This window comes from Sulfitobacter sp. UBA4523 (assembly GCF_002388305.1).
Classification (GTDB): Bacteria; Pseudomonadota; Alphaproteobacteria; order Rhodobacterales; family Rhodobacteraceae; genus Sulfitobacter; species Sulfitobacter pontiacus.
Map to the genome: position 1 here is coordinate 8,321 of NZ_DGMH01000040.1, position 747 is coordinate 9,067.

At 59.2% G+C, this 747-nt stretch carries 1 protein-coding gene and 1 pseudogene; one reads left to right on the forward strand and one right to left on the reverse strand.

Features of this window, described 5'->3' with window-relative positions; translation table 11 throughout:
* Positions 1 to 15 precede the first annotated feature (15 nt).
* Positions 16 to 426, reverse strand: a pseudogene (locus B3849_RS09970) (alpha/beta hydrolase); the annotation flags it as partial.
* Between the two features lie 94 nt (positions 427 to 520).
* On the opposite strand from B3849_RS09970, the gene B3849_RS09975 reads away from it, so the two are divergent.
* The coding region (locus B3849_RS09975; protein ID WP_286780068.1) for an aldehyde dehydrogenase family protein at positions 521 to 747 on the forward strand (227 nt) is incomplete at its 3' end.

The following is a 747-nucleotide window of genomic DNA, read 5'->3' on the forward strand; positions in this document are numbered from 1 at the left end:
AACCTGCTGCCCACCCGCGGAATGGCCGACAAGCGCCAGCGCACCTTGGGTGCGGTTGGCGATCTCGGAAATGGCGCGAGCGACTTGTCCGGTGATCTGGCTGATCCGCACATCGGGGCACAGGTCATAGCCGACCATCGCAACCGCATAGCCGCGCGCCAGGGGGCCCGCCGCCAGATGGGACCAATCGGCAGGAGCAAACGCTTTCCAATAGCCACCATGGACAAAGATCACCGTGCCCCGCGACACGCCTTCGGGTTCAAACAGATCATAGATTTCGCGGTCGGTCGGCCCGTAAGAGATATTCTTTTGCGCACGAAACCCCAGCTTCTTGCGGAATGCCGCTGCGGCGTCTTTCCAGCGGGGCGGATATGCCTCTGCGTTATCGATATAAGCGGCGTTGGCATAGGCGTCGTCTAGCTGCATGTGGTCCTCCGTCAGCGTCCCGATACGAACTGGAACTAGACAATCATAGCGTTTGTTGCTTTGGGTAACCACAGACAAAAGCGGAGAGATCAAAATGACTGACGCAAAGACTGACCTGAAATCAATGCTCAAGGATCCAAGTCTGCTAGAGACCCGCGCCTATATCGGTGGCGAATGGGTGGATGGCGACGATGGCACCTTTGATGTAGTGAACCCCGCCCGCGGCGATGTGATTGCCAAGGTCGCCAACCTCAGCCGTGCGCAGGTGGCCGGTGCCATCGCCCAGGCGGAAAAGGCACAGAAGGAATGGGCCAGCTGGAC